The sequence below is a fragment of the Peribacillus muralis genome, from assembly GCF_001439925.1.
Taxonomy (GTDB): Bacteria; Bacillota; Bacilli; order Bacillales; family DSM-1321; genus Peribacillus; species Peribacillus muralis.
In genome coordinates this window covers 150,331-176,179 of record NZ_LMBV01000008.1, presented here as the reverse complement: position 1 = coordinate 176,179, position 25,849 = coordinate 150,331, and the positions used below count along the sequence as shown (strand labels likewise).

General features: G+C 42.9%; 18 protein-coding genes and 1 riboswitch. Of the genes, 3 read left to right on the top strand and 15 right to left on the bottom strand.

Translation table 11 applies throughout. The features are described from left to right. Positions 1–45: 45 nt before the first annotated feature. The 7 genes from ASU00_RS12695 to ASU00_RS12665 form a co-directional block, all read right to left on the bottom strand. Complete coding sequence (locus ASU00_RS12695; RefSeq protein ID WP_057913831.1) at positions 46–3,216, bottom strand: ATP-binding cassette domain-containing protein; 3,171 nt, start codon at positions 3,214–3,216, stop codon at positions 46–48. Positions 3,217–3,449: 233 nt separating this feature from the next. Beyond that, on the bottom strand, positions 3,450–3,584 hold the full coding sequence (gene sspL / locus ASU00_RS12690; RefSeq protein WP_057913830.1) for a small, acid-soluble spore protein L: 135 nt from the start codon (positions 3,582–3,584) through the stop codon (positions 3,450–3,452). A 110-nt stretch (positions 3,585–3,694) separates the two neighbouring features. Further along, entirely contained in the window at positions 3,695–6,034 is a 2,340-nt protein-coding gene (gene helD / locus ASU00_RS12685; protein ID WP_057913829.1) for an RNA polymerase recycling motor HelD, read from the bottom strand. A 423-nt stretch (positions 6,035–6,457) separates the two neighbouring features. After that, positions 6,458–6,727, bottom strand: a complete 270-nt coding sequence (locus ASU00_RS12680; RefSeq protein WP_057913828.1) for an excalibur calcium-binding domain-containing protein — start codon at positions 6,725–6,727, stop codon at positions 6,458–6,460. Between the two features lie 167 nt (positions 6,728–6,894). Next, positions 6,895–7,452 (bottom strand): competence protein ComK, encoded by a 558-nt coding sequence (locus tag ASU00_RS12675; protein WP_057913827.1) that lies wholly within the window; start codon positions 7,450–7,452, stop codon positions 6,895–6,897. 154 nt (positions 7,453–7,606) lie between these two features. Further along, the gene (locus ASU00_RS12670; RefSeq protein WP_057913826.1) at positions 7,607–8,638 is read right to left on the bottom strand and encodes a DNA sulfur modification protein DndB; all 1,032 of its coding nucleotides are present in this window, start codon (positions 8,636–8,638) and stop codon (positions 7,607–7,609) included. Then, positions 8,625–9,725: a DNA sulfur modification protein DndB gene (locus ASU00_RS12665; protein ID WP_057913825.1), complete on the bottom strand. Its 1,101-nt coding sequence runs from the start codon at positions 9,723–9,725 to the stop codon at positions 8,625–8,627. Before ASU00_RS12665 ends, ASU00_RS12670 begins: the two co-directional genes overlap by 14 nt. 487 nt (positions 9,726–10,212) lie before the next feature. On the opposite strand from ASU00_RS12665, the gene ASU00_RS12660 reads away from it, so the two are divergent. Further along, the gene (locus ASU00_RS12660; protein WP_236712722.1) at positions 10,213–10,749 is read left to right on the top strand and encodes a DUF4309 domain-containing protein; all 537 of its coding nucleotides are present in this window, start codon (positions 10,213–10,215) and stop codon (positions 10,747–10,749) included. Positions 10,750–10,825: 76 nt separating this feature from the next. Here ASU00_RS12660 and ASU00_RS12655 read toward each other — a convergent pair whose 3' ends face one another. Both ASU00_RS12655 and ASU00_RS12650 read right to left on the bottom strand, forming a co-directional pair. After that, positions 10,826–11,143 carry a protealysin inhibitor emfourin gene (locus ASU00_RS12655; protein ID WP_057913823.1) on the bottom strand — a complete coding sequence of 106 codons (318 nt, stop codon included), beginning with the start codon at positions 11,141–11,143 and terminating at the stop codon, positions 10,826–10,828. Between the two features lie 24 nt (positions 11,144–11,167). Continuing rightward, a complete protein-coding gene (locus ASU00_RS12650) occupies positions 11,168–12,238 on the bottom strand; it encodes a M4 family metallopeptidase (RefSeq protein ID WP_057913822.1) in 1,071 nt (356 codons plus the stop codon). Between the two features lie 330 nt (positions 12,239–12,568). Here ASU00_RS12650 and ASU00_RS12645 point away from each other — a divergent pair, with 330 nt between their 5' ends. Together ASU00_RS12645 and ASU00_RS12640 are read left to right on the top strand one after the other, a co-directional pair. Further along, positions 12,569–13,912, top strand: coding sequence for a PepSY-associated TM helix domain-containing protein (locus ASU00_RS12645; protein WP_057913821.1), 1,344 nt, complete (start codon positions 12,569–12,571; stop codon positions 13,910–13,912). 26 nt (positions 13,913–13,938) lie between these two features. Beyond that, positions 13,939–14,409, top strand: coding sequence for a FixH family protein (locus ASU00_RS12640; RefSeq protein WP_057913820.1), 471 nt, complete (start codon positions 13,939–13,941; stop codon positions 14,407–14,409). Positions 14,410–14,700: 291 nt separating this feature from the next. On the opposite strand, the gene ASU00_RS12635 is transcribed toward ASU00_RS12640, so the two are convergent. From ASU00_RS12635 to ASU00_RS12610, 6 genes are all read right to left on the bottom strand, one after another. After that, entirely contained in the window at positions 14,701–15,900 is a 1,200-nt protein-coding gene (locus tag ASU00_RS12635; protein WP_057913819.1) for a phosphoglycerate dehydrogenase, read from the bottom strand. A 93-nt stretch (positions 15,901–15,993) separates the two neighbouring features. Continuing rightward, a riboswitch (ZMP/ZTP riboswitch) is annotated at positions 15,994–16,072 on the bottom strand. 239 nt (positions 16,073–16,311) lie between these two features. After that, on the bottom strand, positions 16,312–19,815 hold the full coding sequence (locus tag ASU00_RS12625; RefSeq protein WP_057913817.1) for a family 16 glycoside hydrolase: 3,504 nt from the start codon (positions 19,813–19,815) through the stop codon (positions 16,312–16,314). A 117-nt stretch (positions 19,816–19,932) separates the two neighbouring features. Next, positions 19,933–20,532 carry a TlpA family protein disulfide reductase gene (locus ASU00_RS12620; protein ID WP_057913816.1) on the bottom strand — a complete coding sequence of 200 codons (600 nt, stop codon included), beginning with the start codon at positions 20,530–20,532 and terminating at the stop codon, positions 19,933–19,935. 422 nt (positions 20,533–20,954) lie between these two features. Then, positions 20,955–22,157: a galactokinase gene (locus ASU00_RS12615; protein WP_057913815.1), complete on the bottom strand. Its 1,203-nt coding sequence runs from the start codon at positions 22,155–22,157 to the stop codon at positions 20,955–20,957. Between the two features lie 39 nt (positions 22,158–22,196). Continuing rightward, entirely contained in the window at positions 22,197–22,337 is a 141-nt protein-coding gene (locus tag ASU00_RS25445) for a hypothetical protein (RefSeq protein ID WP_161809733.1), read from the bottom strand. A 30-nt stretch (positions 22,338–22,367) separates the two neighbouring features. Continuing rightward, positions 22,368–25,745: a beta-xylosidase family glycoside hydrolase gene (locus tag ASU00_RS12610; protein WP_057913814.1), complete on the bottom strand. Its 3,378-nt coding sequence runs from the start codon at positions 25,743–25,745 to the stop codon at positions 22,368–22,370. Positions 25,746–25,849 lie beyond the last annotated feature (104 nt).

Sequence of the window (25,849 nt, the reverse complement as noted above, 5' to 3'; positions counted from 1 at the left end):
ATCTTATCATTTAAAAAGTCCGCCAGTGACGGCGGACTTTTTAATTTATTTATTCCGTTCAAGGCATGTATGAACTGCCATCATATCACGTTTGTTCAATTCACGAATTCGGGCGAAAATGGGGATCTTGGCAACGGCTTCGGTCCGTTCATCTTCAGCGACGACATCGCTTACTTTCCCTGTCAGCCAGGTTTGTACGTCGATGCCTTCGACGATTGCTTTACGCCCTTCGTCATTGATGCCACTGGCCTGGCAACTCACACAAGGTATCGTTAATTTATGGACCCCGTCGTGGAGGCCATCTTCGGAAATGACTTTCTTCCCATCACAGAATGGGCATTTATGTTTTGCTTTTATTTTATTGATTTGGGTCACGATTTTCTTGTAGCCAAACGCTTCATACACATAAGTCAGTTTTTTGTATTTGCCATTGGTGAAGTATTTATCGATAATCGTTTCCCTTGTTTCGTTAATATCGGCAAAATCACAGATGGTGATCTGATTTTTGCTGCTGATCGCTTCGATGCTGCCTGTAATGCTGCTCCAGAAAGGTAACGTGTTCTGCAAGACCACTTCATAGCCTTTGAAGCTTGCCAGTTCCAGTTCGAGCATTTTTAACGCTGCTTGCGTTTCCCGGGAAAGGAATGAGACATCAGCCGTCAGTGTGATTTCGCCGCCTACAATCGCTTTTAGTTTTTCCAGTACTGGCAAGTTTCCAGCTATTTTGATGACTTCATCAATTGGCTGTTGGATGATCTCGCGAATGTCCGTATCAGCAAATGTCAGTTTTTTATGATGATTCAAGACTGTTCCAAGACAGACCGGGCAGGTGATACTCTCTTTTGATGCTTTCATTTGCTCTTTAATGATCGATTTCGAGATGAACATATAACGTCCGATGATGAGATTGAAGCCTTCCCATGTCCGAGATGCCTTGCCTGCTTTATCGTAAAAGGACTTTTCCCAATATCCATATAAGAAGGTTTGCTTTTCCTCATCAGTCATCTCGTTATAGCTTTTACTCATGTCGTGACCGAGTTCATTCTTGATCTCATCAAACAAAAATTGCAGTTTTGGATATTGATAATATTTCAAGACTTCCATCACATCAGGATGTAACAAGCCATCCCAGAAGGGTACGTTTTTGTCTTGAATGACGACATTGATATCAAATTTTTCGATGACGCGGCGGCCGGAACAGCTTGGACAATGATTTTCATTAGAATAGAAATCGAAGCTTCTTGTATCCTTATTAGTCGGATGTGCCGCGACCAGATGATTGATCATGCCGCCCAATTCATAAAGAAATGTATATTGACTGTACAGGTGCCGTTCAAGATCAATCGCGATCACAGGTGCAATCGTGTCAGACTCGTACTCACCATAAATCAGCCGCGCCATTGATGATAAGCTTTTTAAAATGCCGCCCTTATAGACATTCTCTGCACGTTTGAAATAGTCCAGGTGATTTTCCTGCAAATAATTCATGCCGTTTTTCGACCGAAGTGTGGAAGAGATATGCAGCGGCTCCACTCGATCGTCATTGTTGTTGTGATGGAAGTATTCATCATGACTGACAACATCAAGGTGCTGGACAGGCGCAAGCTTCCGTTTACCAAAATCAACGATATAATCCGAGCTTTCCAGCATATACCGATTATGTTCAATCATGATGATCGAGACTTTTTCATCCTCGAGGATGACTCTGATGCTATCGATGAATTGGTTTAAAATATTTTGCGATAACCCTTTTGAAGGCTCGTCAAAAATGAACAGCGTGTGCGGGTTCCTTGTCTTCGCGAACAGCTCTGAAACTAAGTGGACACATTGAAATTCACCGGTCGATAGTGATTGGGTTTTTCGCTCTAACGTCAAGTAACCAAGCCCAAGCTTGATCAATAAACTCAAGCGTTTATGAGCGATATCCTCCGTTGGCAATTCTTCAATGATATCTTCAATCGAACGCAGAAAAATATCATCAATTTCATCACTGTATTTGGTGAGCTTCTTCTTAATGTCAAGAAACGTGGCAACGGTTGACCGACTTGTAATCGATTTATTTCGGTCCTGTCCGACCATGACCAGTTTATCCTTTGGATAGCGCTTCTGAAAATCTTTGGCGATACATTCATTGACAAGTGTAGATTTACCGCAGCCTGACTCACCCGTAAAGGTAATGAGTCTATTCTTAGGGAGCCCAATTTCCTCCATTTGAATATTACGGCAGTAAAGATCGTGAAAATGATAGGATTCCGTGGGCGCCACTTCATTTCGGTCCCAGCTGATTGGTTTCGGACGTGGTGATTCCTCCACGATTTTCCCGCCATATTTTCCACTGCCTGGTCCAAAGAACAATTGTTCATCTGTGCTATCCAACACCGTGTCTGAATGATCAATGAGCCATATTTGATTTTTATAGCCCAATTGTTTAATCTGCTCCAAGATCTTCAAAAGGGTTTGATGATCAAGACCGACGGAGATTTCATCGATGATAATCACCGTATTTTCACTTGTTGCCATGAATTCTGCCAAGTAAAGCCGGGTTAATTCTCCCCCTGATACAGTTCCCATAATCCGGTTTATGCTTAAATACCCAATATTCATATTGATTATATTTTGGAGAATATGTTGTTTAGCTTCACTGATATGTAAGTTCTCTGCGAGTGAAAGGATCGTTTCGATGCTTAAGTTGTTAATATCGGAAATAGTATGCGGACGATCGAATAATTCAATCGTATATTGCTCGACTTCTTGATTGTAGCGTTTTCCCTCACACTTCGGACATTCGACGTTCTTCGTCGTCCCGCGTCCTTTACAATTGGGGCACCAGCCTAAGGCATTATTAAAGGAAAAAACTTCTGGAGAAAGATTATATTTTTCAGCAAGACAAACACGAATTTCTTTAAACACACCAGTATGCGTGCCAATGGTTGAACGGGGATTGGATGAAATGGATGATTTGCCGAGAAAAAGGACGAGTGGCATTTCTTCCATCTTGATGGCGCTGAAATTGGTTTCCATAATATTCGAAAATAAATATTGATATTCCGATTTCGGCAATAAGGAAACAAGGCGCTTCTTCGATTCTTCCCCAATGGTTTGACAAAAAGTCGTTTTCCCGGAACCAGATAACCCTGCAATCCCCAAAGATTGATCGCCTGGCAGTTGTGCATCAAGCTTGTTAATATTGTTCGCTATTAATTGATTTATTTTCATTTGTAACTCCTCTCCATTTTATTAAGGTTTAGCTCAATCTTTAATATTAGCACAGAGACAGACGGATTTGGTACTTTTCTCACAGTAGCTCCATTCTTCTATTCTTTCACATTTCACGGTTCTAAAACGTATGATTCATCAAAAATCGAGGATTTATTAATGCATTTAGAGCACTGTTATAAATTATAAAAGCCCCTCTCGACTAAGAGAAGGGCTTATTTTTCTAAGTACAATTATTTTGTATTGGACTTTTTTGCTTTGTTTTCAAGCTCGCTTTTAGGCTCAGTCGAGAATTCGACGTCTTTTCCTTGTCCCTGCGGGTTAACACTTGGTGCGATTTGGCCTCTTCCTGCTGACTTTTTACTCATTTCCTTCACCTCCAAGATTATTATGTCCGACCGGTTGTAAATTACTTGCAATCAATAAAAAACCTGCATAGAACAATCGTCTACACAGGTTTCAGCAAGCTATTTTTTTATTAATCCAAGGTCAGAAGTAAACTGTCCGTTGCAGCGTTGAGCAAGAAAGGCGTCGGTTCGCCAATCGAATATAACTGTAAGTCATGCATGGCCCTTGTACATGCGGTGTAGAACAATCTTCGTAAGCTTTCATCACCGTATGTTTGCACAGATGCATCGTAAATGATGACTGCATCGAATTCGATGCCCTTGGCCAGATAAGCGGGAATAACGACAACACCTTGTTCATATTCATTTGTGCCTTTCTGTACGAGCTTTATTTCCTCGATGCTGCTAAGGGCATCGTATGCAGCGGCACTTTCTGCAGCAGATTTACATATGATTGCCATCGTATTATACTTGCGGCTTTGCCAGTCTTTGACTTTGGCTACAATCTTGCCGTGCAATGCGTCATGGCTGTTCACTTGCGTCAGTACAGGCTGCTCGCCTTCACGGTCGATGGCCTTGATTCGATGGCCCTCAGGAACAAGTTGCCGTGTAAATTCGATAATTTGCTTTGTGGATCTGTAGCTTTGCTCCAAGGTTATACTCTCTGTTTCACCTATTCCGTATAAGCTGGTCAAAGTCTGGAAATCGACCCGTTCGCTGGCATGGGCGAATATGGCCTGATTAAAGTCACCGAGCACGGTCATCCTTGCAGAAGGAAACAACCGTTTCAAAAACTCGAATTGAAATGGAGAATAATCTTGTGCTTCGTCTACAAGCACGTATTTTATAGCGGTATTCGACTGAAACCCTAGAATTAGCTCCTTCAGCAGCAAAAATGGCGTCGCGTCTTCGTAATGCAGTTTACCTTCGTCGAGCATTTTTTGTGTAGATAAGCAAATTTCCGTTTCGACTGGTGTTTTATCCTCGTTCCAAAGTTCAATCCGTATTTGTTCATCAAAAAGTCGCTTGTATATTCCCTTCATATCAATAAACTGAAGTGCGTTTACCCGTTTGCGTAACGTCTTCAATTTCTTGCGAACAATGATACGCGCGAGCATCGTATTTTCTTTCTCGTAATCATCAAAGGAGTCTTCCGAAGAGTCGCGTTTTTTCTCCAAGTAGGTGTATACCTTTTGATAATCTTCTTTGCTAAGATACTCGATTTCTTCCTCGACCCAAGGTTTTTTCAGCTCGACCTTTTCCGTTTTATCAAGTAAGTCACTTAACCACTCTTTCAACTTTTCAATTCTATTGTGAAACTTCAGGGTGGTGTTTGTGTGATAAAATCTTTCGGAAATTTGTTTGGCGGAGACGAGCGTTTTTCCCCGGAACTTCACTCCTTTAAACATCATCCCCGATCGTTCTAGTGATTGCCTGTATGTTTTGATGATTTCAAAGAAGCGAAGTGATGCCTTAAACTTAATACTCGCTGTCCTGGTGCTATAGTACGGGTCATCCTCTGCCGTCAACAAATATTCCAATTGCTCATAAGGGTCCTCCACTTGGAATGAGTCAGTCAGGCGATGATCCAAGTATTCCTGAAATGTTACCTGCTGCATATTCTCTTCGCCAAGTTCGGGTAACACAGTGGATACGTAGTTATTAAACATCGAATTAGGAGAGAATAAAATAATTTGATCGGCTTTTAGCTTATTCCGATTCTTGTAGAGCAAGTAAGCGATCCGTTGGAGTGCAGCGGATGTCTTGCCACTGCCAGCGGCCCCTTGAACAATGAGCAGACGTCCGCGATCGTTCCGGATGATTTTATTTTGCTCCCGTTGAATGGTGGAAACAATACTGCGCATATGCTTATCCGTCCCCTTACCAAGCACCTGCTGCAGGATCTCATCTCCAATGGTGAGACTCGTATCGAACATCGCTTCGATGACGCCTTCCTTGATGATGTATTGCCACTTTTTCTCCAGCATCCCCCGAATTACGCCTTCTGGAGTTGAATATTCTATAGCACCTGGAGGATAGTCATAATAAACACTCGAAATCGGAGCCCTCCAATCGTAGACCATGAAGTTTTCTCCTGTTGAATCAGTAAGAGTAGCGGTCCCAATATAAATATGTTCCGTAAGGGATGACCCTTCTTCAGTGACATCTATCCGGCCGAAATAAGGCACTTCCTCCATGCGGCGCAGTGTTGCCAACCGCTTGAACGTATATCTATGCGCACCTTCGCTTTGTGACAACTCTTGAGCCTGTTGCCTTAAGCCAATGATCGTCTCGAGGTAATCATCGAACGTATCAATATTAACCTTAAGGTCATCCCAAAAGTGTTTACGGATCGTAACAACTTCTTTTCTACGCTGGGAAGTTTCTCCTTCCATTTTGCTGATTTGCTTCGTGATTGTTTCCATCACCTCATCCAAACGTTCTTGCTCCTGCCGAATTTCATTGTTCATATGAGACACTCCTTTAAATAATGAAAATTAGGGTTGACTAGAGGTGAGTTTTACCTTATACTTATAGTAAGGGGTAAACTGATTTTACATATTAAAAAATGTGTTTCTATACTAATTTATCACAATTTCCGAATGATATCAATGTATATTTCACATCTGCTGCCCTCATACCTAATTGTTTTTTAAAACTTTCATTCAACATATACATTCAGTAACCAGTTGAGCTAAATGCTTGACTGGTTATTTTAATGATGTTTAACATATACGTGTCCTCGCATCCCGTTTTGATTCGTCGTAGGTTCGGCTTAATTATTCGGGACTTAAAAATGGAAAGCCCTACACTATATATCTATCTTTTATGTTACAAGCAACGAATAAAAAAGAAAGAGACCTTTTATTTAAAAGGTCTCCTTGAAACAATCTTTATTTTTCACAAGCGATCAAGTCTTTGTCACGATCGCTTTTTTTGTTGGCATCGTATAGCGCTTTTGAAACGTGAGGCTTGTATTTCGTTTTTCCGCCTTTATTTTTAACGGAAGACGTACGGGCTACGCCTCCTTTGTAATCTTTATTCAATTCTGTACAGTTTTTATATTCTTTCACCTTCGTTTTGGCATTGGCCACATCGTTTGCTCCAAGCGAAAGTCCAAAAACTAGGCTTAAAGATAGTGAAATAGTAACTAATCTTTTCATATTATGTACTCCCTTTCCTAAAATTAACTTTTTACTAATCATAATGTATCATTTCTTTTTTTACAATAACTTTTTGCATAGTTTTTTAGCAGGATCTCGATTGCTCACGGTTATGGCGCTTAAAAAAGACCGCCACTCCGGCGGTCTTCCTGTCATCGTCCTTTTTTCTATTTCTTTCGCTTTACCCTGTAATGCATCCCGCCAGGTTCCTTGCAAAAGGTGATTCCGCTTCCCGGTTCATAGTAATAGGTTTTTTTGCCTAAAGAGCGTTGCTTGAAGGTGGTATGCAAATAGGATGCTTGGTCCCTCTTGAAGATGAGTTGCTTTTTGCTCAAGGGTACAGGGAGGCAATGTCCATAGTCTGTGTAGACCAGGGTTTCTTTTCCGTTCATTTCATCGAAGTCATCAATGTGAATGTAGGAAAACCAGACACCGCCGCTTTTTCGGAATGAGCGGGAGGAGAACCAGACCATGCCAAGCTGGGCATTGATGCAGACGGGGAGCCTGTAAGTTCCGCCAAGCACCGATCTGGCTCCTGCAAGTCCGCCATCAAGATCCAGTCCAAAGTGATTGAGCGTATGATTGAGGATGTCAAGGCGCGGTCGGGCGACAAGGAACGTGTTTTCTCCTTCCACCACCATCGTAAGCTGTACACCATTTGCATCATAGTGCTCCATCATCGCTACGGTTTCTTTATTCATTACATAATTTTTTCGTATTACCATTCCGTTCACTCCTCATTTCCATAATGATTTTTTAGGAGTATACTAAGACATAGAGTCAGGTATACGCCTGCTCGCGCCCCTTAGGTGACAGTCTGCCAGGACGTTCTCACCTAGGGGGTTTTTGCTGTTTACCCTCACATTTTCCTCACCTCCCTTAAAGGGTATACAGCCATCTGACCATTGCTTTGATATTGTGCTTATCATTGCTTAGCTGAAATAAGGACGGTCTGCCTTTATAGGTTCCTTTAAACTCCCTCCAAATCGGGTTGGCTGGGCTCCAGTCCACCGCTTTCAGCTTTGACAACCTTGTGGAGATCAGCAGTTTTCTTTGTTCGATGTGTTGATTTTCCATCTTATCGTTCGCATAAAGGGCAACCGCAACGAAAAGCGGATAGCTGGCAAGCATGCATTTCGTGTAATCCCCCATTTGTTCTGGTTGGAACATACCGAATAATTCATTAAAATATAGATGAATGAGCGAGATGTATTCACTGTTCGATAGCGGGCATGAAGCTACCTTCTCTTCGATGTTTGCGTATAATCTGCCCGTCATGAAGATGCCGATGATCTGCCTTAGCTGCGATAAGGAAAGCAGGTTCTTGTTTGCCGGACGGTTGATCGATCGCTTTTCGAGTTCGACACCGGCTGTTTTTAATGCTTGATGGGTATGAAGCACCTGATTGGTGATGACATTGAGGTTGTTTCGCGAGTCGAACGAAATTCGTTTCGAAAGGGCCACTTTCTTGCCTTTTAGATTGAGATCCAAGTATAACTGTGATTCTTCCGCCTCTGTAAGCCCATCGAATACCTGGACGGCAATCGAGCTGTCCTTCATGAGTGAATCCAGCTTGTAGGCTTGCTTAACCTTTTCTTCATCCTTCTTTAATGCTTTAAGGATGCTGTCCTCCAGTTGGGCGAGGGCCGCTATCCGCTGGGTTCCATCGATAATCATCAGCTGAGTGGCTTCTTTTATGGCGAGGCTTCCTTGCCTGCGGTTGGCAACGAGCGGAGGCAAGTAGATTTGTTTCGTTAATGCATTTTCCAAAAGATAGTTCTTGATCGATCGAATCCGCAGCTGGTTCATTTCCCTCGTGGCGATTTGACCATTACGATACATGTCGACCAGTTCCATGATGGAATAGGAGACGATTGTCCTTCGCTTCAGGTCTGATTCACTTAGTATCATGCATCATTCCTCCTTCGATTTTCCGTTTGAACTGGAGAGCCGTTTTCTGGATGGCGTTCGTGGTGGAATGATTTTTGACTCTTTTTTTTACCGGATCGTAGATGTGTGCAAACAGCTCGTCGTCATGCTTCCAAGTGCAGGCATTCTTCAGTCGCAGCATATGTTCGATTGCTTCTTCAAAGGGGATTTCATGGTGTCTATGGAGTTGTTGGACGGTTTGGGCAAGGGCTATTTGGATGCCGGAATAGCCTGATGTGAATGTTTTCCTGTTTGTCATCTTCTTCGGAAAGATTTTCAGCCATGCTTCGAAAAAGGACCGTGCAATCGTGAGTATCTCATCCTTTTTGAGTTCTCCAAGTTGGGCTTTACCGGTTTTGGCGGTGATCTTTCCTTCGAATAAAGCGATTAGGCAGCGCCTCATGATCGTCAGCGAAGTCAAGGCGGTACTGTTCACGGTTATTCTGGACAGCGTAGCTTCTATCTCCATCTTACTTTCTAATTGACTGGCGATGACCCTCGTTAGTTCAGCATATTCATCACGCTGGTCGTATTTCATCACCAAGCCGACATGAGGCTCTTTTCGTTTCGTATTGATATCATTGAAGAGCTGTCTTTCTTCAATCGTCTCCAGGTTTAAATAAATTTGGATGGTGACTGGATACGCCTTCAACTTATCGATTTGGCTTTGGAGCTTTTTTGCTTCTGAGAAATGCCCCATTTCTTCTTCCGTTTCCTTGCGTGCCCTTAAGTGGCTGATGGCCGAGATGAGGGCGTACGTTCTATGCTGTCCGTCCAGTATGTAGATCTTACTTCCTGGTGGCAGTTCCCCGCCTTCGGGCACTTCATGAATCGCCCCCCTGCTCGAGAAGATGAACGGCGAAAAGTAAAAATCACCTTCTGAAACAGAGTCAATGATGAACTCCCTGATTTCTGCTCTTCTATGAAGATCGAGCTTCCTTTGAACCGCTTCATCGACTTCGAATATGGCTTCCAATGTTGAAAATTGGATTTGCGAGATTAATATTCTTTTCCCGAATTGGGTAAAGCTTTCCCCAGTAATCGTCACTTTCATTTCTTGATATATCATGATTTTCACCTCTCTGCGACCATTATCCTATTTTCTGCTTTTTTTGTAAAATCGCTTTCATTTTTACATTTCAAAATTCATTTCCTTTTGTGGCTAGATAACTTAATAGATTGGCTTACTCTTTACAACTATCAAACAAATGGTTATAATTTATGATTTCCATTTCGAATCTGTTCGTTGCACTGGCTATTTGCTCCTTAATTTGTGTCCATTTTGCGAACTAACTGCAAAAAATGATCCTAAAAGGGCAATTAAATGACATTTTTGTAAAGAAAACAAACCTCCGCAAAAAATAAACTGAACCTTTCAGAACCATAAAGATTATTTTGCTTTATATGGCCCATAAAGATACGTTTCATGAACCAGCTCAGCTTGTATGACCGATATCCCGAATGGGACACCTAAGTTCTTTTTTTATGATAAAGGCGTATGATATTTAGGTAATTCGTCAATTTCAGTGTAGAAAGGGTGTTCAAGCTTGAAACATATGAATCGGTTGATTCGAAGCTTCACAATGTTAACCCTTGTTGCGCTCATGTTTAACGTGGGAACTGTTCATGAAACTAAAGCAGCGCAACCAGCGAAGTCTGCGTCTGATCGGCTGATTGGCAATATCATGAGGCTAGCCTCTGAATCCCAGCAATCGATTAGCAGTAGACCTTTTTCCGTCGGTGATTCGTTGAAAAAAGTAGAAAAATCATGGGGGCAACCGGAAGATCTAAGTACAGTCGCAGCCAATTATTGGAGCCACGATGTTCGTTTCTTCTATGACGAGTCAAATGCCAAAAAAACGATTACCGCCATTGATGATTTTAGTCCGAAGCTGCAAACGATTCATTTATCCGAGCTAAAGGATTTGATTGGTGAACCTGACAGTGCCGAGGAGCAAGAGGGGATGTACTATGTCACTTATACGGATAACGAAATTTATAAAATCGTTTTCGTGTTTGAAAGCGCTTGGATCAACCCTAACCCAAAATTGAGCATGTATACGGTTGAAGCAGCAGACGAATCATGTGACTAATGAGGGCATGCCTCTAATAATGAGATATATCGAAGGAAAAGGCTGTCCGAGGAATCTCGACAGCCTTAGTTAATTGTTATTCGGCCAGCTTCACTTCAATGGCCAGGTTACGTAAATAATCCAATAATGGCCGTACCTTCCCTGAAGCTGTAGTATCTGTAAATGTGAAGGATTGCTGCTCCGTTTCTTCTAATATATCCAGCTTGTAGGAAAACGCATCTGCTCCTTTGGCTTTAGCTTCTATCATTTTACCCAAGGAGAGATTGGAAAGATCGGCTGTCTCCATTAAGTGCTGCAATTGGTCTCGTTTCGCCTGCGGTAATTCGTCTGTATCTATCACCACATTCAAATCAAGGTTGGCCATACCCCCGACACAGCTAAATTGGATGTGCATGTTCGATTTAGCCTCCCATTCGTTTTATTTTAACGACTCAGGCAACCCAACAGCGTTAAAAGCAGCTTCAATCGATTGTATCGCTGTATCAGGCACCTTTCCACCATCCACAAGTTTATGGGCAGCCTTGAGAACAATTTGGACGAATTGATTGAAATTCGCTGTCGCAAATAAATGCTGCATCGCCTCGAACCAAATCAGCGCTGCTTTGTCCGTTCCAATCTCCATCGAGACAAGATAGAAAGCCTTGTTGGGAATTCCGCTGTTTATGTGGACACCATGATTATCGCGCTCGCCTTTATAGTAGTTCCTCATATGATCCGGCTGGAGATCCTTCCCCATCAATTTATTGTCAAATGCCGTACCTGGCGCTTTCATCGATCGGAGCGCCTGTCCTTTTAATGACGGCCCCATTATATCGGCACCAATCAGCCAATCGGCATCACTAGCCGTTTGCTTCAAATGATATTGCTTAATCGTAACACCAAACACATCAGAAAGATGTTCATTCAAAGCCCCTGACTGACCTTCATACTCCAATCCACTCGTGAACTGCGTTACCCCATGTGTAAGCTCGTGTCCAATCACATCGAGTGAATTGGCGAAATTGCTAAAGATGATCCCATCGCCATCACCGAAAACCATTTCATCGCCATCCCAGTAGGCATTCGTGAATTTATTACCGTAATGAACGTTGAGAATAATATCAAGGCCTTCGTTATCAATGGAATTACGTTGCAGGATATCCTTGAAATAATCCCGCACGACCCCACTATAATCGTATGCTTGGTTAACGACCGAATCACCGCTTGAGCGGTCTCCTTCTTTCCTCGCCTCATTTACCCTGAGCTTCGTTTTCCCCTTGCAATCATAAACATGCCGCGCGGACTCACCATGACGTCCCGAGCCAGCGTCGGTTAACGCGACAACGCCATTGATATCATATTCCTTAAAGATTCTGCGCCTGCGCATTTGCCGGCTCTTCGCTATCGTGACTCTTGCCGCTTCCACCTCATTCTGGGCCAAATTCTCTAAAATATAGGTAGGTACGATGAAACACTGGCACATCGATTTGGAACAGTCTTTTTTATGCATACTGGACACTCCTTCATGATTTTATTTCATACGCTATCTTTTTCGATTTCAAGAGTGCAGTTTCTCTTAGCGCCTAGCCTTCAACAATATTCCCTTAGTTGAGTGGCCTTATTGTCCGGGTTCTTCCTTCAAGTGGAACATATGCCTATCGATTACTTTCGCCACACTTTCATCATTTCCCTCCATTTCCCCTGTTCTACTACTTGCTATCTCTTTCAAATTTTTAACAGTTATAAACTTCCTTTTTTAACAAATTTCATATTTTTCTCACAATTTTCTTTTATCATCTATATAGGTCAATAGAATAGTACTACTGGAGGTCTTTTATAAATGGAAACTAAACAACCAAACACCTCTCTGTATAGAACCGTATGGAGATGGCATTTTTACGCTGGGATCATTTTTGCACCTTTGCTTATTATTCTGGCAGTTACTGGATCAATCTATTTATTTAAGCCACAGATTGAACAAGTTCTTTATCAAGATTACCAAGAGGTTGTTCCGCGAGGAGATAAAATACAGCCATCCCAACAGTTTGAGAAAGTGAAGGAACTTTACCCTGATGCAGTGGTGACAAAATATCATCCCGGAGAAAGTGCATCTCGTTCGAGCGAAGTAAGCATCACTTCTAATGATGAGTCTCTTACTATTTTCATAGACCCTTATACAGGTAAATCCATTGGAGAGTTAAATGATGAAGACAGAATCATGGATAAAATTGAAGAAATTCATGGTGAACTGATGGCTGGCACCTTGGGAGATAGAATTGTAGAGTTAGCTGCGTGTTGGGCAGTTGTGTTAATTGTCTCCGGGCTTTATTTATGGTATCCAAAAAAGAAGCAAAGTCTTTCTGGTATTCTTTTTCCAAGGATGAATAAAGGGAAAAATATTTTAAGAAGAGATTTACATGCAGTACCTGCCTTTTGGATATCAGCAGGAATGTTATTTTTAATTATGACAGGTTTGCCTTGGTCGGGTTTTTGGGGAAGTAACTTTCAATCAATTGCGACCAATTCTGGATCAGGGTACCCTCCTTCCATATGGACAGGAAGTGCTCCAACATCCTCAATCAAGACAAAAGACATTGCAGATGTTCCTTGGGCAGCAGAGAATTTAGATGTACCCATTTCAGATATTCAAGGCTTTATCCCACTGTCCATTGAAGATGTAGTCATGATTGCGAACCGTGAAGGTATGCATCCAAGTTATAGCATCAATGTTCCAACAGAAGCGGATGGCGTTTATACATTGTCAGCTTTTCCACCGAAAGCACAAGATGAAGCAACTATACATATTGACCAATATTCCGGTGCAGTTCTAGCTGATTATCGTTATGATCATTATGGTTTAGTAGGAAAAATCGTCGCTTGGGGAATTACCTTGCACAAAGGAACTCAATTTGGTTTGATTAACCAACTATTCAGCCTTCTTATATGTTTAGGAATCATGCTTGTTGCATTTAGTGGTTTTTACTTATGGTGGAAGCGAAAGCCCCAAAAAGGATTAGGTGCGCCAAAAGCTCCACAAATAAAGAACATGAAATCCTTTCTATTTCTGTTAATAGGTCTAGGATTTTTGTTTCCTTTGGTTGGTTTGTCGCTCATTGTTGTTTGGCTAATTGACTGGTTCATTATTAAGAGAATATCTGCAGTTAAAAAGTTTTTAAATGCATAATTCAAAATGTAAAGGGTGGCTTTTGCGTGAAAAAAAATATATGTATTTTTTTAATCTTTATTTTTAGCATATTACTATGTGCATGTTCACTTGAAAAGGATGTTACTGCTCTATACAAAGAAGAAACACCACTTGAAGCTGAAATAATTATACCAGCATCGTTTTCAGCTAATACGCAGGAGACCATAAAGGCTGTACTCACTCAAGGTGGGAATAAGGTTGAAAACGCGGATTTTGTTCATTTTAAAATATGGAAACATGATGGCTCTCTCAAATATAGCATGGAACAAGCTGAGAAAGAGGGAAATGGTACGTATACTTTAAGTAAAAGCTTTGATGGTGATGGCTTATATTATATAAAGGTTCATGCTAGTAACGATGGTTCAATCATTATGCCTCAAAAACAGTTTGTCGTAGGAAGACTTTCTGAAAGTGAATTGAAATTCTTGAAAAAAGGAATTCAAAAACAAGAAGAAAGTCATGAACATCATCATTGAATTTATTTGAAGGCTGAATTTTTGATATATTTTTGCTTATCCCAATTGTTAATAACACTAATGATAGGGGTAAGTGTTTTTTTATTAAGTGGGTTTGTGCGGATCGTATGTTCAATTTCACTTCAAAGGCTGCGATATCCCTTTATCCAAATCTTTATAAGTAAAAGTAAGGAGGAGGGTCAACAGTGTACAGGACGATCCATTTACTATAGAAAAAAGCCTCAACTCCTAAACGGAATTGAGGCTTTTTTCATTTGAACAGGAAAGTCTTCCTGCTCGTTCAACGTAAATTTAAATGATGCGAGTCGTGACGATACCCGTGATTTGTTTGATTTTTGCTTCCAAGCCAGGAATGATATCACCGTTTACTTCACCGTCAATGTCAATGATCGTATATGCATATCCCCCACGGCTTCTGTTCACCATGTCAGCAATGTTCAAATTCAAGCTTGATACAGCCAATGTGATCTGTCCAACCATGTTTGGAACATTTTCGTGGAAAGTGGCTACACGTCGCTTGCCTGTAAAAGGAAGGGAGGTGTTCGGGAAATTCACGGAGTTTTTGATGTTCCCTGTTTCTAAAAAGCCCTTCACTTGACGAGCTGCCATGATGGCACAGTTTTCCTCCGATTCTTGCGTAGAAGCACCAAGATGCGGGATTGGTACAACATTTTTCATGTTCAACACATTTTCATTCGGGAAGTCTGTAATGAACTGACCGACAATCCCGCTCTCTAGTGCTGCTTCCATATCCGTTTCATTCACAAGCTCGCCGCGTGAGAAATTCAAAATATGAACGCCAGGCTTCATGATGCTAAATGTTTCTTGGTTAAACATACCTCTTGTGTCATCAGTCAATGGAACGTGTACCGTTATGTAATCCGATTCAGCAAACAGCTGTTCAAGCGTCATCGCGCGCTGAACATTGCGTGATAGATTCCAAGCTGTATCGACGGAAATGAACGGGTCAAACCCGATGACATCCATGTCCAAATCGAGTGCATCATTCGCTACTAGCGCACCGATCGCTCCCAAGCCGATGACACCCAGCGTTTTACCCTTGATTTCTTTCCCGACAAATTGTTTCTTCCCTGCTTCTACAAGCTTAGGAATTTGTTTTCCTTCTCCCTCTAACGCCTTAGTCCATGCCACACCGGCAAAGAGATTACGAGATGACGCCATCAATGACGTCAGAACCATCTCTTTTACTGCGTTGGCGTTCGCACCTGGGGTATTGAAAACAACGATTCCTTGCTTCGTGCATTTATCGACCGGAATATTATTGACTCCCGCCCCTGCCCTTGCGATCGCTTTTAAATCGGATCCAAGTTCCATTGCGTGCATATTAAAGCTGCGAACAACGATGGCATCAGGATTTTCGCTGTCATTATCGATTGTAAAGCCATCCTTATTGAATACATTTAACCCGCTTTGGGCAATATTATTTAACGTTTTGATCGTTTTCGCTTTTTCTAAAGTGATTGTACTCATGTCGTTTGCTCCTCTTTTCAATTATGATGGTTTCAAAATGTTAACTCATGAAAATCTGGTAATAAACAGAAAGAGGCAAGGGATAAAATCCCTTACCTCTGCCCAGGCGAACGGCTACGACACTATGTGTTCCCTCACGGTTATCCGTGTTTCGCCAGTTGCACATAGTCTTTTCATTTATTTTATTTTATCAAAGTATTCAGCATTCTTCAACTTCATTTTAAAGTTTATCTCTTTTTTTGTTTCTTTCCTTGAGTTGGATTCCTGAATATTATAGAATTCAAGGCTGCCATGCTATCAGATATAATCTATCAATCAAGATGATAAGCAGGCCGCTAGGAATGTTCCCTTCTTGTCCGGTCCTCCCCTTTGACTGCGTTCTTTTGTCAGTGCCTTTTTAATTAGCTCATCCTATTGCAGCGGCCTGACCACGATATAATCCAGCTCATAAAACCCTTGATTCTTCATGAACGTGATCGTATTGGTGCCTTTTTTCAATGGTACTTCCATTTTAGTGGCCATGAAGCGACCCCAGTTACCTGTATTTTGATAGGTCAATGCGTGTGTTTTCCCATTGACAGTGAGTTTGCCTGTTGCGGGATCGAGTCCATTAGCGAACCAAATATCAACGTTATATTTACCCGTTTCAGGAACATGGATTGAATCGAACTTCACATAACTGTCATCATAATCGATACCACCGACATAGCTCCCACCAGATGCATTGGGTTCGTTGGTTCTCACGGATGCGCGGAATAGTCCTGCTTGTTCCGCTTCATATTTGGCTGCACCTGTATCCGTCATTTTCTCCGTCACTTCGGGGAAGTAGGTGACGCGCAGGTTCTGTGCTCCATATGGTACAAGTGTAATGTTTTCCGTCGGCTCCTTAGAGAGAAGTGGACCAACAGGCGGCTCTGCGCTTTCTACATTATTGGCCGCTTTGCCCCATGTTGGAATTTTTTTCGCTTTGGCTACCAGCTTAACCGGAGTCGTCGCTTGCTTGAACGGATTGTCCGGCATTGGTCCGGTAATCACATCAATGGATTTCTCCGGATGCTCCCGGTCGATGAGCAACCCGTAATTCCAAGGATTATCGGCTTTAACCGTATACTCGTTGAATCCTAGCTCAGACGCATCGAATCCTGGCAATTCAGCAATCGGCTTGTCTTGAATCTGCCAATTTTCCTTCATTTGCAGGGAATACACGAGCGGACCGCGTTCAATGCCAATCGAATTATTGATCCACGTTGTAGTTTTTAGCTTCATCGGTACTTGAAGAACGACTTTATCACCGCTCTGCCACTTTCTGTCGATGCTTACATACTCACCTGCTTTTATACCTTTAACAGGCTCTCCGTTCACCGTTACGTTAGGTTTGACCGACCACGCGGGAATGCGCAGCTTGAGTGGGAACTTCACCTTTTTTGAAGTGGTGATGTTAAATTTGATTTTATCCTCAAAAGGATAGTTGGTCGTCTCCTTAATCGTAACATCTGTTTTTTTCAGCCTTACGGATACCTGGCTCGGTCCGTAGGCAATGACGCCAATGCCTCCATCATTGGATGCTGCCCACATATTCTTCACGAAGTATGGCCACCCCATATGCATATTGAAGCGGCAGCATGAATATCCTGAAGTCGGCGAAGGCATCATGCCATTGGAATAATTTTGTTTATAGCCATGATCTGCATGGTTGCTCTCCACTTGGTTAGGCAATGAATAATACTGGTGGTTCTTGATTTCCTTATCCATCGCCCCCGGAAGAGAATTGAAGGTGATTTTTTCCAGATCATCACCGATGTGCGGGTCCCCGAGGATCATCGCCGCTTCCTCATTGCTTTGCATTCGTTCTGTAATCGCGCACAGCTCCACACCTTGCGTGGAAGATGTTCCAGCTAGCATCTCAGTACCGGAAGTCATCCCGGTGATCTGATTATGATTGGCTAAATTCTTGACCCCTGCATTGAACGCGTCGCGATCGCTTTTGGCATGTGAACGTTGATAATAAATCGAAGGCATTTTAATGGCTTCATTCACATTGACTGAATGGATTGGCTGAAAATCGCTGCCAAAGTCTTGAAACTTATTTTGGCTGAATATGTCGGCAATCGGGTAAGCCTGGCCTGCCAGCGTATCCGTCAGCTTCAGCAGGAAGGCATCATTCGTTCGGTTGTAAAGCCAAAGGACGGTATCAATATTATCTCCCACCCGGATCTTGCCCCAATCCTTTAAAGGCTGGGCCGGCAAATTAGCGGCTTGATATTTAAAGTAGTTCGTCATGAATGGAAGGACGCGCTTATCACCTGACGCTTCGTAATAATCCTTCATCGCATAAAGAGCTACCATGCGCGGCCACCAATCCTCATTGGATTCCGGACCGAACGATCCGTCCTTTTGCTGACTCGCCAAAATGGCGTTGATCCATTTTTGGGAAGTGGCAATCAGATCCTTGTCATTCAATGTATAAGCAAGCGGAACCAAGCCTTTCAAATAATAAACAGGTCGTTCCCAGTCGGATTCAGGAGCACTGCCGCCTAACCATGCTGCATTCGTTCCCAATTCTCCGTACAGATCCTCCGCATGACCGGTAGCTCCGTCACGCTGAAGCTCAAGCTGCTCTTGAAGCCAGCCTTTGGCCTGCACCGAGCCAAGAGGAAGTGGCGTAAATGGCGTCTCACTAAGCGGTTTTTTGTTAACAACCGGTTCTTTAAACGTCCTTTCCTGCACTACATATGCACTTGCAATGAAGTTATCGAAAGACGCTTCGAATTGGTCAGATTGCAACCCGACTCCACCTTTAAGGTTAAGCGCCCTGCCTTTACCATGATATTCGATCATTGGAGTGACCGTATTGTTTACGTACACCTTAATCGTATTTTTGCTCGTCACGACTTTTAGGTGGTAAGGCTTATTCGCTTCCATGCGATCAAATGCCTTCAAAGACTCCAGCACCGTCCGCTTTTTATTTTTCCATTCAGTAAGCGTTACGTTGCCATCACTGCCTATGCCTGCATAAAAGCCGTCTATATTGGCATCTCCAGGGTACGCTTTTTTCATCCCGAATAACAGACCCGCATCTCCATTCCCTGTATCACCAGGTAATTTTAGATTAACCTCCAAGGTCATGTCATCGAATGCCTTATCCTTAATGAGGATCTTATTGTTTTCATCCTTATTTCCCCGTAAGGACCCTGAAGAGAGCTGCCAGCTTCCCTTCACGATATTCCATGAAGAGATGGCCTGGTTTGGAGCATTGTCGAATTTATCTTCGAAAAGGCTGCTGCCGCCCTTTGTGCTGGCTTTAAAATTATCGAAGGAAGGCTGGGAGTTGTAACTTCTAATGCCGATACTGCCTTCTGTATATGTGCTGTCGGTTTGTTCAAGCACCAGGTCACCATTTAAGTGGACTTGGATTTTATCTCCAACAGCTGTCACCTTTAACGTATAGGAGGTGTTCGGTTTGATTGTAACCTCAGTCCGTTTCAATTCAGTAAAGTTATTGTTCATGCGACCAAGAAACACGGACCCGGTTCCGTTAGCCGACACGCCCGCATAATAGCCCTTGACGTTGTCAACACCAGGTACAGCTCCGTTAACCCGAAACAATACCCCAGCATCACCATTCTGGTCTGCGAGGCTGATATCAGTCTCTGCCGTAAAGTCTTGAACGGCAGTTTGATTGGCGATGGCCTTATATCCCGCGCCCTTACTTACCGTAAGCTTGCCTGAATCGATGGACCATGGACCTTCGATTACATTCCAGTTATCGTTAATGACCGTTTTGTCGAAATGATCCGCGAAATAGTCCGGAATTTCATGTTTTTTTGGTACGGCCGCTTGCGTAGAAAACGGGAACGCACACGTTATGAATAAAGTTAGAATAAGAAGCTGAACAATTGTTAATTTGCCTTTCAACGAATCCACCTCACTATCAATTTAATAAAATTCGATCCTTCCACTTTTACCGGAAATCCCCCCTTCACTGCTATAAGTTTTTCGCGTATCGATCACCTCCTTTGTTAAAAAGGGAACTCACTTTCCTGCGAGACGCCCTATCTTCTCTGCAAGTTCAAGCTGATCCACCATGTGGAAGGTATCGACCACGTAGCCTTCTTCATCTATCAAGAACATGGTGGGTAGCGAATGCAGTTCGTAAAGATCGGCCGCACGCTTATGCTCATCCAGCAAAATAGGATAGGTAAGTTCGTTTTCTGTAACGAAGGCTTTAATGTTTTCGGGCTGTTCCTCTGTTGTCACATTAATTCCATAGAAATCGATTCGGTCCTTATACTGCTCATGAAGCTTCCTAAGCTCGACAGCTTCCAATGAGCAGGCATCACACCAGCTCGCCCAAAAATTCAAAACGACCGGTTTTTTTCTTTTTCCTCCAATCGATACATATTCGGAGCCATCCAATGATTTCAGAGTAAACGAGGGTGCTTTGACATTTGTTGATTCTCGCTCTTGTCCAGAATCGGCCCGCTTAACGACTTTTTCCAAGCCCTCGGCATCTAAACCGTGAACCTCTCCTACGTCTGCTGCCTTGGTGGCTGCCATATTTTTCACAGCCTGGAAGGTGGCAAAGCTTACAACGAGTAAGAGAGCTATATATAGCCATAAGTTTTTCTTCATATAAACCTTCCTTTTCACACTCAAATTGGCAGCGCTATCATGACGCGCCTACATTCATCATAAATGGTTCTCAACAGGATGTATTTACAATAAACATCGAATTTTTGTGATTTTCCGCAAAAGCAAAGAGGGCATTCGCTGATGTAATTCTATGCGGAACGGAGAATTGGAGGCGTTTTAAAAGCATTAATGAAGTGGGTTTTTTAGTTTATTAAGCCCCCTACTTATTTAGTCGGGGGCGTTGGTTTTTTTAGATTCATAGAACGAAGCTCGGACTGCCATTACCATTGATCATCTATGCTGAAGTAAGCTAGCCTGTATGTCCGTGGCTTCCACAAAGTCCTTTTCGAGGTTTAAAGGCTTTCCGGATATCTTCGTTTACGCAACTGCCTGGAGGCCGATCTGTCCATTACCATCAATCTCTACAATTGGCTTTGCTTCTCTACCTCTTGCATTTCTTTTGCTCCGCCGCCAATTTCACAAATGTAGAACGCTGGCACAAGACCTGTTTTCCTTGTATAATTTTCTGCCACGGTTTCTTTAAAGTCAGCGACGGCTTCTTCTTTAACGAGACTGACGGTGCATCCGCCGAATCCTGCCCCTGTCATGCACGTACCGATGCAACCGTCGATTTTCGACGCTTCCTCAAAAATGGTGTCAAGCTCGATTCCCGTCACTTCATATAAATCACGCAGTGACTCATGTGATGCAATCATCAATGCACCAAACTCCGTTAAATTATTTGCTTCAAGGACCTTCACTGCTGCTAAAACTCGTTCATTCTCAGTAATCACATGTTCAACCCTGCGGCTGATAACATGATCCTTTATAACGTGGCGGACCCTCTCCCAATCCTCCAAGTCAAGATCGCCTAAAGCCTGAACATGCGGCATTACTTTTTTGATCAGCTCCACACCTTGTTCGCATTCGCTGCGGCGTTCGTTATATTTCGAATCGGCAAGTTCACGCCGTTTATTCGTGTTGGTGATGACAATTTTATAACCGTAACTTTTAACTGGAATGTAACGGTATGCCAGTGTATCGCACTTTAAAGCAAGTGCTTGTCCTTCTTTCCCCATGCCAACTGCAAATTGGTCCATGATTCCACAGTTAACCCCTACAAAATTGTTTTCGGCGCGCTGTGCCAGCTTTACTAACTCGATCATCGGAATATCAAACCCTGCCAATTCGCTTAAAGCAAGTCCAGTCACCAATTCAATCGATGCAGATGATGACAGGCCGACTCCGTTTGGGATGTTGCCATGATATAGAATGTCGGCACCAAGATACCGCTTGGATTTATCCGGACCGGCAAACTGGATCAATTCAGATAAGACACCTTTTGGATAATTCGCCCAATCATCCTCTTTTTTATAAACGAGCTCGTGAACGCTGCACTCCAAACGCGTACCAAAATTCGTCGAGCAAAACCGGTATACACCATCATCACGTGTAGAGACGGCCGCCCATGTTCCGACCGTTAATGCGGCTGGAAGTACGTAACCACCGTTATAATCGGTATGCTCCCCTATGAAATTAACTCGGCCCGGAGCAAAAAAGGTCCGGACACCTTCCTCGTATCCATAGCTTTCGGCAAATTTTTTTCTTAATTCAGTAGCATCCATTATTCATAACCTTCCTTCTATATAGTTTATGTAGAGTGTTTAGTAGAAGCTTTTCTTCTTGCCGGCATCAGCCTTTTGAAACGTATGACCAACCTCGGCCTTTCCTATCTCCAAGGCATTCCCAGCGTCTGTTGAATTCTCTAAAATCGCTTCTTCCAGTCTTAATTTATTCAACCCCATGTGGTTTCACATGGGGCGTCTACCAACTTTTTATTTAACTTCCTGAACGGTAAAGTAATCAAAATTCGCTTTCACATTTTTCCCGCTAGCAGGACTTGCAGCATATAATCCAACTTTCACATTCGTTAGCTTAGCAGTGATCGGGTCTGCCGCTTTCTCCCATTTCCCATTGACCCAATAATAGGACGAATAGACATTGCCGACTTTTTTAATCTTCAGGAACAATGTATCGTCACCAGGATGTGCTGCCGAATTTGGGGCTTTGCTGTATTTCATCGCTTCTTCTTTTGCCGTTTCCAGTTTCAAACCATTATCCCAAACATGACCAAGCCTCACGTAATTATCCTGATCCTGCCATACATAAAGGCCAGCTTGTTCATGGTTATTCCTGTTTGATGCGTTAACTTTCGTCGTTATCTCAAAATCGCCTGCTGGAGCCTTCTGCAGGAAGAGGTTACTCAGTGTATTGCTATCCTGAAATGAATCACCAGGTTGGGAAGTGATTGTAAGGTGGCCTGGATTTTCCTTCAAGCTCCAATTAGCTGGGCTTTCATTGAACACCGACCACTTCTTGTCTAGCACTTCTCCTTCAAATTGGTCCACTTTCGCTTTTTTGGCAATCGGTGAGTTCACCTCGTATTTAAAGCTTTGGATATCCTTTTTCAACTGGTCCGCTGCCTTAAAAAATTCCTCGGATGTGGATTTTGTATTGTCATAGACCGCCTCGGCATTTTTTATTGATTTTTTCAGGAAAAAGATCGCCGTATTTGGATAGGTTCCAGGCGTGCTGCCCATTTTTGCATTTTTTAATACCGCTTTCGTTTCATCTATTTCTTCCTTTAGAACATACTTTGGTGATGCGGATTTAATCAGCGACTGATTAGCCTCAGCCACTCTTTTTGCATCCATTTTCGTCACTTTTCGGTCATATGTGAGCAACCCGTTCAATTCGCCTTCAACATCCGTTGTTTGCGTATAAACGGCCCCACTTAACCCATTGCCATGGACGTACCCTTTCAATGATTCAATGTACTCGATATACGTATCCGTTATTTCATCCTTATCGGACTGCATCGCATAGCTCCAGCCACTTGTACCCCATTCATGACCTGGTGCATCCAATCCCAAACCGCCATACTCACCAATGACCGCGATTCTGTCTTCCTCCACGTTCGGTGATTTTGGATTCGGATAGGTGTGCCAGTCAATGACATCGCCGACAGGATGATCGGTCCAGCCACTTGCGTTTGTAACGAATCGTGTAGGATCCAATCCTTTTACCCAATTCGTTAAACGCACCGTATCGTATTGTCCCCAGCCTTCGTTGAAGACGGTCCATTGCACGATCGAAGGATGATTGTACTTTTCTTGAATCATTTCTTTGAATTCATGTTCAAATTGCTTTCTCTCATCTGCAGTTGCCCTGCCTCCTGCGGATGAACCTTCTAAGCTCGGCATATCCTGCCAAACGATCATGCCCATCTTATCCGCCCAATAATACCAGCGGGCAGGCTCCACTTTAATGTGTTTTCGGATCATATTGAAGCCAAGATCCTTTGTCTTTTTAATATCGAATTTCAGTGCTTCATCTGTAGGAGCCGTATAGTTTCCATCTGGCCAGTACCCTTGATCTAACGGTCCCATCTGGAATACGAATTCCCCATTGATTAACGGACGAAGTTTACCATCCACCTTGCCTATCGTAATTTCACGCATTCCGAAATAACTTTTTACCGTATCAACGATTTTCCCTTTCTTTTTCAAGCGCACTTCCAAGTCATATAAGAACGGGTCTTTCGTTGACCATAAGCGTGCATCAGGAACTGGAACGGTAAATTCCTTTCCTACTTTTCCTGTTACCGTGCTCACTTTCTTGCCTTTTTTATAAACGATCGCCTCTACCGTTTCGTTTGATACGCCATCTGCCTTTACTTTTAATTTCAATTGCTCGGAATCTATTTCCGGTGTCGTTTTCAATGAAGCTATATTTGCCTTTGGAACGGGCTCGATCCATACCGTTTGCCAAATGCCTGATGTCGGTGTATACCAAATGCCTTCTGGCACAGTCGTTTGTTTACCTCTCGCCTGCCCGCCGCCAGTTGGATCATGCACTTCCAGGATCAGTTCATTTTTGCCCTTCACTAAATACTTTGTAATATCGTAGCTAAAAGCATCATATCCGCCAGTGTGGGTCCCGACCTTTTCCCCATTCACATATAAGGTGGATTTCCAATCGACTGCGCCAAAATTCAATTTAATATGATCGCCCTTCCATTTATCCGGTAATGTGAAATCGCGTTTGTACCACATATGGTCTTCCAATCTTTCAACATCGGATAAAGCTGACTCAACCGGGAAAGGCACCAAAATTTTCTCCTTTAATTTTTTCCCTGTCGGCAGCTCATCTCCCTCGGCGGCACTTTGGAATTCCCATTCCCCGTTCAAATTCATCCAGTCTTCCCTGGCCAATTGAGGCCTCGGATACTCTGGCAGCACGTTGTCTTTACTTACTTTAGCTGCCCATGGCGTTTCAATGTTGAATTGTGAATGATTTTCCACCCTGTTCAAAAAGGCTGGAACATCCTTCCCCTCCGAACGCAAAGCTCCTTTGCCATCATAAGTGATCAGGACTTGATTTCCTGTCCGCTCATATATGGGCTGTTTAGTATGGATAACGACAGTTGATTTGCTATTCTGTTTGAAAGCGATATTCTCAATCTCCCAATCTCGGCCGTTCAACTTGATAGCGACATGCTCATCAAGATTTCGAGGCAGTTTATCCAATGGGTTGGCAAAGGTCAGCTCCACTTGTTTACCATCCTCGAGAACTTGTGCAGATTGAACCGTCTCGTCCCTTACATAGTCTTCAGGCAAATAAAAGGCACTGCTGGGGATGATCTGCTTGGGAACACTGGCGCTTGACCAGAACATTTTTAAATTCGCTCCGCCTTCATGTTCGAAATACTCAATCTTAATGTCGTATTCCTTACCTGCCTCTAACGAAATCGCCTGGCTTTTTTGTTCAACGTCCCATTTATCTTCCCAAAAATCGATCGCCAATTTTCCGTCGATCCATACTCTGAACCCGTTGTCGCCTTTCATATAAAACGTGTAATCCTCTGAATGCTCCGGTACCAACTTTCCAGTCCACCTCACCGCAGCAGCATCACTTTGCCCGGTGAAATTCTGTAGAGCTGGATTAAGATCCGCGAAGTCGATATTATAATCCATTATTGTCGTTTTCAATTGATTGAAATCAAATGCGCCGGCCTTGGTTGAGGTATAGTACTCACCTTTCAACCCGTGATTCTCATTATCAGCATCACCGGCTGCCGAAACGGATGATCCATTAACACCGCCAATCATGATAGAACTAACGAATAAACAACCCATCAATGTCTTTTTCATAACGATAAAATTACCTCCCCTAAGTACGGTCAATTGCTCATGCAACTTATGTTACCGCTTTCAAATTCCAGATCCGGAACTTCATGAACAGAAGCACCATTCCG